The 12,372-nt window shown below is 66.0% G+C and carries 13 protein-coding genes; 11 read left to right on the top strand and 2 right to left on the bottom strand.

All coding sequences use genetic code 11. The annotated features are described in order from the left end of the window. Nucleotides 1-237 precede the first annotated feature (237 nt). The 4 genes from FFI87_RS22010 to FFI87_RS21995 all read left to right on the top strand — a co-directional run bounded on the left by FFI87_RS22010 (nucleotide 238) and on the right by FFI87_RS21995 (nucleotide 3,881). Nucleotides 238-1,257, top strand: a complete 1,020-nt coding sequence (locus FFI87_RS22010; RefSeq protein WP_012366276.1) for an AraC family transcriptional regulator — start codon at nucleotides 238-240, stop codon at nucleotides 1,255-1,257. Between the two features lie 97 nt (nucleotides 1,258-1,354). Next, nucleotides 1,355-1,918 carry a GNAT family N-acetyltransferase gene (locus FFI87_RS22005; protein ID WP_012366277.1) on the top strand — a complete coding sequence of 188 codons (564 nt, stop codon included), beginning with the start codon at nucleotides 1,355-1,357 and terminating at the stop codon, nucleotides 1,916-1,918. 9 nt (nucleotides 1,919-1,927) lie between these two features. Continuing rightward, nucleotides 1,928-2,776, top strand: coding sequence for a MerR family transcriptional regulator (locus FFI87_RS22000; RefSeq protein ID WP_012366278.1), 849 nt, complete (start codon nucleotides 1,928-1,930; stop codon nucleotides 2,774-2,776). Between the two features lie 124 nt (nucleotides 2,777-2,900). After that, nucleotides 2,901-3,881, top strand: a complete 981-nt coding sequence (locus FFI87_RS21995) for a sulfonate ABC transporter substrate-binding protein (RefSeq protein ID WP_138849017.1) — start codon at nucleotides 2,901-2,903, stop codon at nucleotides 3,879-3,881. A 91-nt stretch (nucleotides 3,882-3,972) separates the two neighbouring features. Here FFI87_RS21995 and FFI87_RS21990 read toward each other — a convergent pair whose 3' ends face one another. Next, nucleotides 3,973-4,878: a LysR family transcriptional regulator gene (locus FFI87_RS21990; RefSeq protein ID WP_138849018.1), complete on the bottom strand. Its 906-nt coding sequence runs from the start codon at nucleotides 4,876-4,878 to the stop codon at nucleotides 3,973-3,975. Nucleotides 4,879-4,996: 118 nt separating this feature from the next. Here FFI87_RS21990 and FFI87_RS21985 point away from each other — a divergent pair, with 118 nt between their 5' ends. The 3 genes from FFI87_RS21985 to FFI87_RS21975 all read left to right on the top strand — a co-directional run bounded on the left by FFI87_RS21985 (nucleotide 4,997) and on the right by FFI87_RS21975 (nucleotide 6,609). Then, nucleotides 4,997-5,587: a flavodoxin family protein gene (locus tag FFI87_RS21985; protein WP_138849019.1), complete on the top strand. Its 591-nt coding sequence runs from the start codon at nucleotides 4,997-4,999 to the stop codon at nucleotides 5,585-5,587. Nucleotides 5,588-5,912: 325 nt separating this feature from the next. Beyond that, nucleotides 5,913-6,116, top strand: a complete 204-nt coding sequence (locus FFI87_RS21980) for a cold-shock protein (protein WP_006485974.1) — start codon at nucleotides 5,913-5,915, stop codon at nucleotides 6,114-6,116. Nucleotides 6,117-6,399: 283 nt separating this feature from the next. Beyond that, complete coding sequence (locus FFI87_RS21975) at nucleotides 6,400-6,609, top strand: hypothetical protein (protein ID WP_006753082.1); 210 nt, start codon at nucleotides 6,400-6,402, stop codon at nucleotides 6,607-6,609. Between the two features lie 55 nt (nucleotides 6,610-6,664). On the opposite strand, the gene speB is transcribed toward FFI87_RS21975, so the two are convergent. Then, complete coding sequence (gene speB, locus FFI87_RS21970; RefSeq protein ID WP_138849020.1) at nucleotides 6,665-7,633, bottom strand: agmatinase; 969 nt, start codon at nucleotides 7,631-7,633, stop codon at nucleotides 6,665-6,667. Nucleotides 7,634-8,003: 370 nt separating this feature from the next. Here speB and FFI87_RS21965 point away from each other — a divergent pair, with 370 nt between their 5' ends. From FFI87_RS21965 to FFI87_RS21950, 4 genes are all read left to right on the top strand, one after another. Further along, nucleotides 8,004-8,675, top strand: a complete 672-nt coding sequence (locus FFI87_RS21965; RefSeq protein ID WP_012366283.1) for a lysoplasmalogenase — start codon at nucleotides 8,004-8,006, stop codon at nucleotides 8,673-8,675. A gap of 246 nt (nucleotides 8,676-8,921) precedes the next feature. After that, nucleotides 8,922-10,511 carry a flavin-containing monooxygenase gene (locus FFI87_RS21960; RefSeq protein WP_138849022.1) on the top strand — a complete coding sequence of 530 codons (1,590 nt, stop codon included), beginning with the start codon at nucleotides 8,922-8,924 and terminating at the stop codon, nucleotides 10,509-10,511. A 21-nt stretch (nucleotides 10,512-10,532) separates the two neighbouring features. Beyond that, entirely contained in the window at nucleotides 10,533-11,468 is a 936-nt protein-coding gene (locus tag FFI87_RS21955) for an SDR family NAD(P)-dependent oxidoreductase (protein WP_138849023.1), read from the top strand. Then, the gene (locus tag FFI87_RS21950; RefSeq protein ID WP_138849025.1) at nucleotides 11,465-12,370 is read left to right on the top strand and encodes a metal-dependent hydrolase; all 906 of its coding nucleotides are present in this window, start codon (nucleotides 11,465-11,467) and stop codon (nucleotides 12,368-12,370) included. Before FFI87_RS21955 ends, FFI87_RS21950 begins: the two co-directional genes overlap by 4 nt. The last annotated feature ends 2 nt before the right edge of the window (nucleotides 12,371-12,372 follow it).

Here is a 12,372-nt window from a genome sequence, read left to right as displayed (position 1 = left end):
GGAATTTGCAGCCGGCCACGCGAACTCGATCCGTTTTTTCCGCATGCCGTCCGCTATCCGGATTTTTCCCCGCGAAGAACGGGACTATCCGATTCTTGCAAAACTTTCGACAAGCCTGGCAAAGCTCAATATCATCCGTTCAGGATATCTCGTTCACAAGAGAAACCGATGTGGCACGACGCGCATCCGCAGCCGGCCGGGTGCGCTGCACGGATACCGCCACACAGGAGACGCCCCATGCCCCTCACCCCGAATGCGGAAGTGCTGTCCGTGCTGTATCGGAATTGCCTGTTCCGATCCGGACTGCGCACGGATGCGCACGATCACGTCTCCATGGAACTGGCCGAGCATGCGCTGCGCTGGAAGCAGGGCGTGCCCGATGCAGCGCTGTTCAAGGGGCAACTGAATCAGCTGACCGTCTACGCGCTGCAGTACGGCGCCGAGGTCGAGGTTGCCCCCCGCCCGTTCGACGGCTTTTCGCTCGTCCACACGTCGCTCGCGGGCGGCGCCGAAATCGAGTGCGACGGGCACGTGATGGGCGTGTCCGCGGGGCGCACCGCCGTGCTGGCGCCGACGTCGCGGATTCGCCTGCGCTGGCGGTCCGGCACGCGGCAACTCATCGTCAAGGTGCCCGATTCGCTGATGCGCGCAGTCGGCGACCGTCCACCCGACGACGCGGCGCCCGGCCTCGCGCCGGGATTCCTGTTGCCGACGGCGCTGGCGTCCCAATGGGACCTGATCGCGCAGTCGCTGCTCAACGTGCTCGCCGTTGCCGACGACGGCAGCATCCGGACCGAATGGCGCGACCACTTCGAACGAAGCCTCGCGCTCTTCCTGCTCGTGCATTGCCCGCCGTCGCCCGCCGCTGCGCAGGCCAACGGAGCGCCGTCGGCGCGCGGTGCGCCGGCGGAGTCCGGATCGCGCGGCGGCATCCGGCAAATGGATGCGCTGCACGAATTCATCCACGCGCGGCTTTGCGCGCCGATCTCGCTCGAAGACCTCGCCAAGGCGGCCGGCGTCAGCCTGCGGTCGTTGAACGTGCTGTGCCGGCGCTACCACGGCGCGACCCCGATGGAACTGCTGCGCAACATCAGGCTGGACGCCGCGCGCGCGCAGTTGCTGACCGACCAGACGGCCAGCATCACCGATACGGCGCTGACGTTCGGCTTCGGGCACCTCGGCCGTTTTTCCGCGTACTACTTCGCCCGCTTCAAGGAGTTGCCACGCGACACGCAGAAGGCGCGCACGGCGAACTGAACGCCGCGCCGCCGGCCGCGCGGCGGCCGCTTTACGGATCAGGCGATCGCCCGCATAGTAGCGGCTTCCCCGCATCGCCCCCTGTCGCCCCACCACCATGTCCGCCACGCCAGCCGCCTGCGTCATCCGCGATTCGACCGACGCCGATCTCGCCGCCATTCACGCGATCTATGCGCACCACGTGCGCCACAGCGTCGCGTCGTTCGAGGAGACGCCGCCCGACGTCGGCGAACTGCGCGGGCGCCGCGACGCGGTGCTGCGTCACGGGCTGCCCTATCTCGTCGCGGAATGCGACGGCCACATCGCCGGCTACGCGTATGCGACGCCGTATCGCACGCGCAGCGCATACCGCCACACCATCGAGGACTCGATCTACATCGACGACGCACAGCGCGGCCGCGGCATCGGCCGCGCGTTGCTCGCGACGCTGATCGCGCGGTGCGAGACCGGCCCGTGGCGGCAGATGATCGCAGTGATCGCCGACGGCGGCACCGGCGGCTCGACGTCGCTGCACCGCGCATTTGGTTTCGAGCCGGCGGGCGTGCTGAAGGCGGTCGGTTTCAAGCACGGCCGCTGGATCGATACCGCGCTGATGCAGCGCGCGCTCGGCGACGGCGCACGCACGCTCCCCGCCTCGCCCGAGCCTGTCGCGTCGCGCTAGAATGGCCGCATGTCAAAACAGACTCCCACCATGCCGGACGAGGCCGCCGCGAATTCCCGCAACGAGTACACGGTCGACGAGCTCGCGCGCGTGTCCGACACGACCGTGCGCAACGTTCGTGCGTACCAGGATCGCGGGCTGCTCGCGCCGCCCGAGAAGCGCGGGCGCGTCGGCATCTACGACGACACGCACGTCGCCCGCCTGAAGCTGATCAACCATCTGCTCGCACGCGGCTACACGCTGGCGAACATCCAGGACCTGATCAAGGCGATCGACGAAGGTCACGACCTGCGCTCGATCCTCGGCCTGGAAAACGCGATCGGCGGCCGCTGGTCGCACGAACTGCCGAAAACCTATTCGCTCGCCACCCTCGCGCAGATGTTCGGCCCGCAGACGGCGTCGCAACTGTCGCGCGTGACCGAACTCGGGTTGCTCGAACGGCACGGCCTGTCGTTCGTCGCGAAAAGCCCCGCGCTGCTCGAGGCCGCGGCCGCGATGGCGAAGGAAGGCATCCCGCCGCGCGAACTGCTCGACGTGATCAGCCTCGCGCGGCCGCACTTCGACGCGATCGCGCGGCTGCTCGTCGATCTCGTCGTGAAGCGGCTCGACCGCTACGACGAAGGCACGCTGCCGCCGGTGACCGACGTGCCCGCGCTCGTCGATGCGATCTGGCGCCTGCGCCCGCTCGCGGCCGTGTTCGTCGAAGGCGAGACGAACCGCGCGCTCGAGAACGCGGCAAGCGCCTATCTCGGCGGGCGCGTCGCGACGATCCTCGACAAGAAACTCAGCGACGAGGCGGCGCGGCAATCCGGCGCGACCGATACGTCCGATCCGCCAGGCGACGGCGGCAAAGCATAGGGCCGTCGCCGTCATATTCATATCGGCAATGCTTCGTTTGCGGGCGCGATCGCCCATGCGACGATTCTTCCAACCGGGCGGCACCGGCCGCTCGCCAGAAGATGTTTCGCATGGAGTTCGTTCGATGATTCGTTTCACCCGCTGGATCACCCGCACCGCCGCCGTCGCGCTCGTGGCGCTCGCCGCCACGTCGACCTTCGCGCAGGGCGGCGCCGACAAGGTCGTGCGCATCGGCTACCAGAAGGCCGGCCTGCTGTCGATCATCAAGGCACAAGGCTCGCTCGAAGCACGGCTCAACCCGCTCGGCTATGGCGTGCAGTGGTTCGAATTCCCCGCCGGCCCGCAATTGCTCGAAGCGTTGAACGCGAACAGCATCGACTTAGGCTATACCGGCGCGCCGCCGCCCGTGTTCGCGCAGGCGGCCGGTGTGCGGTTCGTCTATGTCGGCGCGGAGCCGCCGGCCCCGCACAACGAAGCCGTGTTCGTGAAGGCCGATTCGCCGATCCGTTCGGTCGCCGAGCTGCGCGGCAAGAAGGTCGCGCTGCAGAAAGGCTCGAGCGCGAACTACCTGCTGCTCGAAGCGCTGAAGAAGGCCGGCGTGCGCTACGACGAAATCCACCCCGTGTATCTCGCACCGGCCGACGCGCGCGCGGCGTTCGAGAGCGGCAACGTCGACGCGTGGGTCGTATGGGACCCGTACTATGCGGCCGCGCAGAATGCGCTGAAGGTGCGCACGCTGTCCGACTACACGGGGCTCGCGGCGACCAACAACTTCTACGAAGCGACACGCGACTTCGCGCAGCAGCATCCGGACGTGGTCGGCGCGATCCTGAAGCAGGCGCGCGAAACGGGCCAGTGGGTCACCGGGCATCCGGCCGACACGGCCGCGCTGCTCGCGCCGAAGGTCGGCCTGCCGCAACCGCTCGTCGAGACGTGGATCAAGCGCGTGCCGTTCGGCGCGGTGCCGCTCGACGACCGGATCGTCGCGGCGCAGCAGCGGGTTGCCGATGCGTTCCATACGGCGAAGTTGATTCCGCAAAAGCTGAGCGTCGCGGAGAATGCGTGGATCGACACGAACGTCGCGAGTGCGCTCGCGGCGAAGTAACGCCAACGCACTCGAACGAGGCCGACAGACACGCTGCCCGTCGGCCTTTTTTTTCTCGAATTTGCGGGAACCCCGGCCGCTCCTCTCGCGGCTAATCCAGATAGGGCGCCAAGACGCCCTCGATCCAGTCCATGAAGGCCCGCACGCGCGGCGACAGATTGCGCCGATGGGCCACCACGAGCGACGCGGCGAGCGGCTCGGGACGCAGGTCGGGCAGAACCTCGACCAGCGCGCCGCTTTCAATGTGATGCGCGAGCGCCGAATACCCCGCCTGGATCAACCCGATGCCGGCGAGCCCGGCTGCATGATAGGTCTGCACGCTGTTGACCTGCATCGCGCTGGGCAACGGCAGCGACGCATAGCCGTCGCCATCCGGATATTCCCATCCGGGATGCCGGGCGCCGAGCGTCAGCGTGTAGTGGACCATCCGGTGCCCCTGGCTGCGCAGATCGTCGAGCGTGTGCGGTATGCCGTGCCGCGCCAGATAGCTGGGGCTCGCCGCATTCGTCATGCGCAGCTTGCCCAGCGGTCGGGCAATCAGGGTGTCGTCGGTGATCGGGCCCAGCCGGATCACGCAATCGAACCCTTCCTGGACGAGATCGACGCGCCGATCGGTGCTCGACAGTTCCAGTTCGAGCTCGGGATGCGCGGCCATCAGTTGCGGCAGAGCCGGAACCACGACGCTGCGTGCCAGCTCGGTCGGCATGTCGACGCGCAACCGTCCGCGCAGGCGTGTGCCGTTACCCGAGAACATCGATTGCAATTCCTGCACTTCGGCCAGCAGGTCGCGGGCGCGGGAATAGAACGCGCGGCCATCTTCGGTGAGCTGCACGCTCCTCGTGGTCCGATGCAGGAGCGCCACCCCCACGTCGCGCTCGAGCTTGCGGATCACCATCGACACACGTCCTTTCTGGATGCCCAGGCTTTCGGCCGCCCGCGTGAAGCTCGTCATTTCGGCGACACGGGCAAAGATCAGGAGCGCGTCGAGGTTTTGCATTGTTCACCCTGGAAGTAACGGCACGTTCAATCGGTCATCATTTATAACCCGGTTGCGACTCAGTAGAGTGCTTTCCCATGTCGTCACCCGACGACAACCTGAACGAAAGGGAACAATCATGACGCAACACACTTCTTCGGTTAAAGCGGTCGTCGTCTACCACTCCGGCTACGGGCACACCGAACGTATGGCAGCGGCGGTCGCCGAAGGGGCCGGCGCCGAACTCGTCGCCATCGGCGCGGACGGAAATATTGCAGCGCACGCGTGGGACATGCTCGCCGGCGCCGATGCGATCCTGTTCGGCTCGCCGACCTACATGGGCGGCCCGAGCTGGCAGTTCAAGAAATTCGCCGATGCATCGTCGAAGGTCTGGTTCGACGCCGGCTGGCGCGACAAGATCTTTGGCGGCTTTACCAACAGCGCAAGCATCAACGGCGACAAGCTCAATACGCTCGAATACTTCGTTCTGCTCGCCGGCCAGCATGGCGGGATGTGGGCGAGCATGGACATCAAGCCGGCGAACGTGAAGGCCTCGCTGCGTGACGACCTGAATCGCATGGGCTCCTATATCGCGCCGATGGCACAGACGCCGGCCGACGCGTCGCCCGACGAGATGTCGCCGGGCGATCTCGAGACGGCACGCCGGTATGGCGAACGCGTCGCAACGATCGCCGCACAGTTCCGGGCAGGACGCGCTCGGATCGGCTGAAATCCAGGTGGGCGGCGCGCGCCGCCCTGCAGGCCTTGGGGTTGTGCCGCGGTATGATGGCGCCTGCGCACCGCACGGGTCGGCCGCGCAGCCCCGCAGGGTCGCATCGTTTCATCCGCCAAACGGATAACCCAATGAAACAGTTACAACATAACGATTGACGGCGGCACGGGCGGCGCGTAGTGTGTCGCCAGAAGTTCAAGAAGTTCGATTGCTGTTCATCAATTGTCGCTACCCAGCGATATTCGTGGTCCTCTCCCTCCTTGACGCTTCAAACGCTCTCTCGCAGAGCACATCTTTCTATTTTTTTCATCAAGGATTCTTCATGGATACCGGTATCGTCAAGTGGTTCAACGACAGCAAAGGCTTTGGCTTCATCACCCCGGACAACGGCGGCGACGACCTGTTCGCGCATTTCTCGGAAATTCGCGCTGACGGCTTCAAGACGCTGGCTGAAAACCAGAAGGTGAGCTTCGAAACGAAGCAAGGCCCGAAGGGTCTGCAAGCGGCCAACATCAAGCCGCTGTAAAGTTTGAAGGACCCGGCCTCCGGTAACGGACGCCGGGTTGCAGCGACATCCTCGCGGAGCTTCGACTCCCAAAGTTGGCGCGACTGCTCTTAGCTGCATCTGATTGTTCAGCAGCTTGCCGAGCGCCACACGCCTCGTTGCACTTCATCCCCCTCTGGCTGCAAGGCCCCTTTTCTGCTTTTCGACTGCTTCGGATTCAGCTCGCAATGGCTTTGAATCGGCGCACCTGTGCACATTTCGCACGGCACGCGCGCACTCGAACATCATTAAAATTAAAACGCAAATGCAAAACCAACGAATTCAACAGTACAACGGCTATGCCGTTCAACCCTCGGCCCATCGTTTGCCCGACGGTAGTTTCTCATCCAACCTGCTGCTCGAACGCGCCGAAGGCCGTTACCAGTTCTATTCGCTCGACTATTTCGTGAGCGAAGAACAGGCACTGCAGCACTCGAGCCGCTGGGCACGCAACTGGATCGACACGCGCGGCTGATGCCAGCGCCCGGCCATCGTTCCCGCGACGCGCCGGCCGCCTGCGCCGGCCCGCTTTACTTCAACGCACCCGCCACCTTCTTCTGTCGCCACAGACACAGCAGATCGCACGCGACATGCGCGGCCGCGATCGCGGTGATGTCGGCGTGATCGTAGGCCGGTGCCACCTCGACGACATCCGCCCCGATCAGGTTCACCGCACCGAGCCCGCGCACGATCGCGAGCGCCTGCGCTGACGACAACCCGCCCGCGACCGGCGTGCCCGTACCGGGCGCGAACGCCGGATCGAGGCAATCGATGTCGAACGTCAGGTACGCGGGCCGCGCGCCCACGATATCGACGATCCGCTCGACCGCCGCGCGCGAGCCGTGGTCGTGCACCCACGCGGCATCGAGCCGCTCGATCCCGAGAAAGTCGTCGTTCCACGTACGGATCCCAACCTGCACCGACGTCGCGGGATCGATCAGCCCTTCCTTCACGGCCTTGTAGAACATCGTGCCGTGATTGAGGCTGTCCGGTTCGTCGTCGGCCCACGTATCGCAGTGCGCGTCGAAATGAATCAGCGACAGCGGCTCGCCGTAGCGCTCCGCGTGCGCGATCAGTAGCGGATACGTGATGTAGTGGTCGCCGCCGAGCGTCAGCATCTTCGCGCCCGAGCGCAGGATCGTGCGTGCATGCTCGACGATCGCCGGCTTGATCGACAGCGGATTGTGCGCGTCGAACCAGCAGTCGCCATAATCGACGGCCGCGAGATCGTCGAACGGATCGAAGCCCCACGGATACGGATTGAGCTCCGCGACTTGCACGCTCGCCGCGCGGATCGCGGCCGGCCCAAGCCTTGCGCCGGCGCGATAGGTCGTCGCGAGATCGAGCGGCACGCCGGAAATCGCGACGTCGACACCGTCGAGCGCACGCGAATAGTTGCGGCGCATGAACGACAGCACACCCGCATAAGTATTTTCGATCGAGGAGCCATACGGCGTCGTGCGACGGATCGCACCGTCACCGTGGAGAAGTTCGGTCATGGTCGGACCTGTAGTCATGGCGGCCGGGCCGCCCGTGTCGCCTGGCATGGGCGCACGGGCCAGACACGGCATGGATTCATCGGGCACTACCGGCTTGCGCATCGTCGCGCAACCGGACGGGACAACGACATCGACAACGGCAATACCGCGGCGATCATAGCAAGCCGAATGGAAGGCGCTGCCCCGGTTCAGCCGGGGCAACGCGCGGAAAAATCCGGCGGCGGCATCGCCGCCCATCGCCTCCGATCGCTACCGTTTCCTAGAAGGATTCGCCGGTTCTTGCGCCCCCGTTCTTCCGGATAATGGCCGGCAGCCGCGCCCGCGACGGCGCGCCATCCGCCACAAAGACCACAAGCCGGAGACACTCGCCTTGATCGCCACGCTTCCCGCCGCCTATCGCCGGCTCTGGCCGCTCGCCATCGCCGCCGCGCTGTTGTATGGGCTGTCGCTCGCCGCCGCGCCCTATCCGGGTCAGGCCGCCGCGAAAGCCGCGATGGGCCTCCTGCTGCTCGCGGCCGGCAGCACCTGCGGTGCGTCGCGCGAACGTGCGTGGCTGTGCGCGGCGCTCGCGACCGCCGTGCTCGGCGACGTGCTGCTTGCACTGCCCGACTGGCCGCTGTCGTTCGTGTTCGGCCTTGGCGCGTTCCTGCTCACCCACGTGTGTTATTGCGCGATCTTCTTCCGGTGGCGCGCGCGGCCGCACGGCTGGCGCATCGTCGCGCTCGTCGCGCTGTGGATCGCCGCGCCGGCGTTCTACGTGGCGTTCTTCCCGCACCTCGGCGAGTTGCTGGCGCCGGTCGCCGTCTACATGCTCGTGCTGTGCGTAATGGCGAGCTTCGCGCTCGCCGCGCGCACGCGCAGCGCGCTGGTCGCCATCGGCAGCCTGATCTTCGTCGGCTCCGATACGCTGATCGGCGTCGGCCGGTTCCTCGGCGGCTTTCCCGGCATCGACTACTTGATCTGGGGCCTCTACGCGCTCGCGCAGGTCCTCATCGTGGCCGGGGTTTTCCATGAGACGGCCGCCCGCTCGATCCGCCCCTGACACTGTTTCAAACAGACCGCCGCGCATGGGCGGTTTCGTTCATCACCTGGCTCGCCGCGCCGACGGCCCTTTCCGCGCCTCCCGCAATGCGGAAAGGAGGCCGTTCCAAACCCCGCTCAGCCTTTTCCCGTCTGGTTTCCCGCCGTTAGAGCGTCGCTTCTAGCCGCTTGCGGTTTCCGGGCTCACCCACTATCGTTACATCAACCAATGTAACATTAAAAAATGAGCCAAATCGGAGACACCCGGATGAATGCTCGCACGTTGCCTTTCGGCCCGCCCGGCCATGATGGCCCGGACGAAACCATCGACATCGCCATCATCGGCACCGGCTTCGCGGGGCTGGGAATGGCGATCCGCCTGCGGCAAACAGGCGTGACCGACTTCGTCGTCGTCGAGAAGGCCGCGTCGGTCGGCGGCACGTGGCGCGACAACCATTACCCCGGGTGTGCATGCGACGTGCAATCGCACGTCTATTCGTTCTCGTTCGCGCCGAACCCGCGCTGGACGCGCATGTTCGCGCCGCAGCCGGAGATCCGCGCGTATCTGGAAGACTGCGTGCAGCGTTTCGGCGTCGGCCCGCACCTGCGCCTGAATCACGAACTGCGGCGCGCCGAGTACGACGAAACCGCGCAGCGTTGGCGCCTCACGTTCGCGAACGGCAAGCGGCTGTCGGCGCGCGTGCTCGTGTCGGGCATGGGCGGGCTGTCGCGCGCCGCGCTGCCGGCGATCCCCGGCGTCGAAAGTTTTCAGGGCCGCGCATTCCATTCGCAGCAGTGGGATCACGACTACCCGCTCGACGGCAAGCGCGTCGCGGTGATCGGCACCGGCGCGAGCGCGATCCAGTTCGTGCCACGGATCGCGCCGCGCGTAAAGGAACTCGCGCTGTTCCAGCGCACGCCGCCATGGATCATGCCGAAGCCCGACCGCAACCTGACCGGATTCGAGAAATGGCTGTTCCGCACGCTGCCGTTCACGCAGAAGGCCGTACGCAGCGGCATCTACTGGATGCTCGAATCGCGCGTGCTCGGCTTTGCGATCCATCCGTCGCTGATGAAGAACGTGCAGAAGCTCGCGCTGCGTCACATCCGCAAGCAGATCCCCGATCCGGAGTTGCGCAAGGCCGTCACGCCGAACTACACGCTCGGCTGCAAGCGCGTGCTGATCTCGAACGACTACTACCCGGCGCTGTCGCGCAAGAACGTCGACGTGATCACGACCGGCATCGACCACATCGAAGCCGACGCGGTCGTGACGACCGATGGCAAGCGTCATGAAGTCGACTGCCTGATCTACGGCACCGGCTTCCAGGTGGCGGATCCGTTTCCGCGCGGCGCGATCGTCGGCCGCGGCGGCCTCGACATCGTCGACGCGTGGCGCGACGGCGCGCACGCGTACCTCGGCACGACGCTGCCCGGCTACCCGAACTTCTTCATGATCGTCGGCCCGAACACGGGCCTCGGCCACAACTCGATGGTGTTCATGATCGAGTCGCAGATCGAATACATCCTCGGCGCACTGCAGGCGATGCAACGCGAACGCGCGGATGCGATCGAGGTGCGCCCGCTTGTCGAGGCGCAATTCAACAACGACCTGCAGGGCAAGCTCAAGAAGGCGATCTGGTCGACGGGCGGCTGCAAGAGCTGGTATCTCGATCCGCGCACCGGCAAGAACACGACGCTGTGGCCGGGCTTCACGTGGCGCTTCCGCCAGGCGACCGCACGCTTCTCGATCGCCGATTACCACGCGTATGGCGCGCCGCGGCATGACACGACCGCACAGCCCGTCGCCGCGTCCGCCGCTTCCGCTTCAACTTCCCCTTCCGCCGAAGCGGCCTGAACCAGACTAGGAGCCACCGACATGAGAGCTTTCACCAACAAGGTCGCCGCGATCACGGGCGCCGGCTCGGGCATGGGCCGCGCGCTCGCGGTCCAGCTCGCGCGGGCCGGCTGCCACGTGTCGCTCGCCGACAAGAACGGCGTCGGCCTCGCCGAAACCGAGCGGATCGTCCGCGCGATCGCGCCGAACGTACGCGTGTCGACGCGCGTGCTCGACGTCGGCGACCGCGACGCGATGTTCGCGTGGGCCGACGACACCGCGAAGGAGCACGGCAAGGTCAACCTGATCTTCAACAATGCGGGCGTCGCGCTGTCGAGCACGATCGAAGGGATGGAATACAGCGATCTCGAGTGGATCGTGAACATCAACTTCTGGGGCGTCGTGCACGGCACGAAGGCGTTCCTGCCGCACCTGAAGGCATCGGGCGACGGTCACGTGATCAACACGTCGAGCCTGTTCGGGATCTTCGCGCAACCGGGCATGAGCGGCTACAACGCGACGAAGTTCGCGGTGCGCGGTTTCACCGAATCGTTGCGCCAGGAACTCGACATGATGAAGTGCGGCGTGTCGGCAACCTGCGTGCATCCGGGCGGGATCCGCACGAACATCGCGCAGGCGAGCCGAGTCTCGAAGAACATGGTCGGCTTCATGGTCGCGAGCGAGCAGCAAGGCCGCGACACGTTCGAGAAGTTCTTCATCACGACCGCCGACGCCGCCGCGCGCACGATTCTCGCCGGCGTGCGCCGGAACAAGCGGCGCGTGCTGATCGGCCGCGATGCGAAGGCCGGGGACTGGATGGCGCGCATCCTGCCGTCCGTGTATCAGGCGCTCGTCGTGCTCGCGACGCGCCGCGAGGCCGCCAGGGCCCGCCGCGACGCCGCACGCGGCGCGCCGGCGCCCGCCCCGCTGCACGCCACCTACAACAACGCAGGTAATCAGGGAGGAGAACAATCATGACGACCCCGAACATGATGCCCGTGCGGCGCGACATCCGTTTCGCGCTGCCGCCCGAACGCGCGCGCGACTGGCATGTGCAGGGCGTGCCGGTCACGCACTTCATGAACGCGCTGTCGCTGCTGTTCCCGGCCGGCGAGCGCTTCTTCATGGATTCGGTGCGCAACTACCGCGACCGGATCGAGGATCCCGAGCTGAAGAAGCAGGTGCTCGGCTTCATCGGTCAGGAAGCGATGCATACGCGCGAGCACATCGAATACAACGACCTGCTGCAGGCGTCGGGCCTGCCCGCGCACAAGCTCGACAAGCGCCTCTGGGCGATCCTCGGCTGGTTCAAGAAGGTGCTGCCGCATTCGATGCAGCTCGCGATCACGATCGCGCTCGAGCACTACACCGCGATCCTCGCGAACCAACTGCTGTCGGGCCACGAGCACCGGATCGACGGATCGGTCGAAGGCTACCAGCAGATGTGGATGTGGCACGCGATGGAGGAAACCGAGCACAAGGCGGTGTCGTACGACGTATGGACCACCGTGATGAAGCCGGGCCTCGGCAGCTACCTGCTGCGCACGGGCACGATGCTGACGACGACGGTGTTCTTCTGGGCGATCGTGTTCGACTTCCACGTGCGCCTGATGCGCGCGCACCGTCGCGAACACGGCAAGTTCGGCGGCATGTGGCGCCTCGTGAAATACCTGTACGGCCCGAAGCACGGCGTGTTCCCGAGCATCGCTCGCGAATGGCTCGACTACTTCCGTCCGGGCTTCCACCCGTGGGACCACGACAACCACCAGTACCTGCAGGGGCTCGACACGCTGCTCGATAACATCGACGCGACCAATGCGCGCTACGCGGCGCAGGCCGCCCCGCGCCGCGTGCCGCTGCATACGGTTGCGCAGGCATGACG

The organism is Burkholderia sp. KBS0801, from assembly GCF_005937855.2.
GTDB lineage: Bacteria > Pseudomonadota > Gammaproteobacteria > Burkholderiales > Burkholderiaceae > Burkholderia > Burkholderia ambifaria.
Note: the sequence above shows the minus strand (reverse complement) of the source record. Positions and strands in the feature narration are given on the sequence as shown.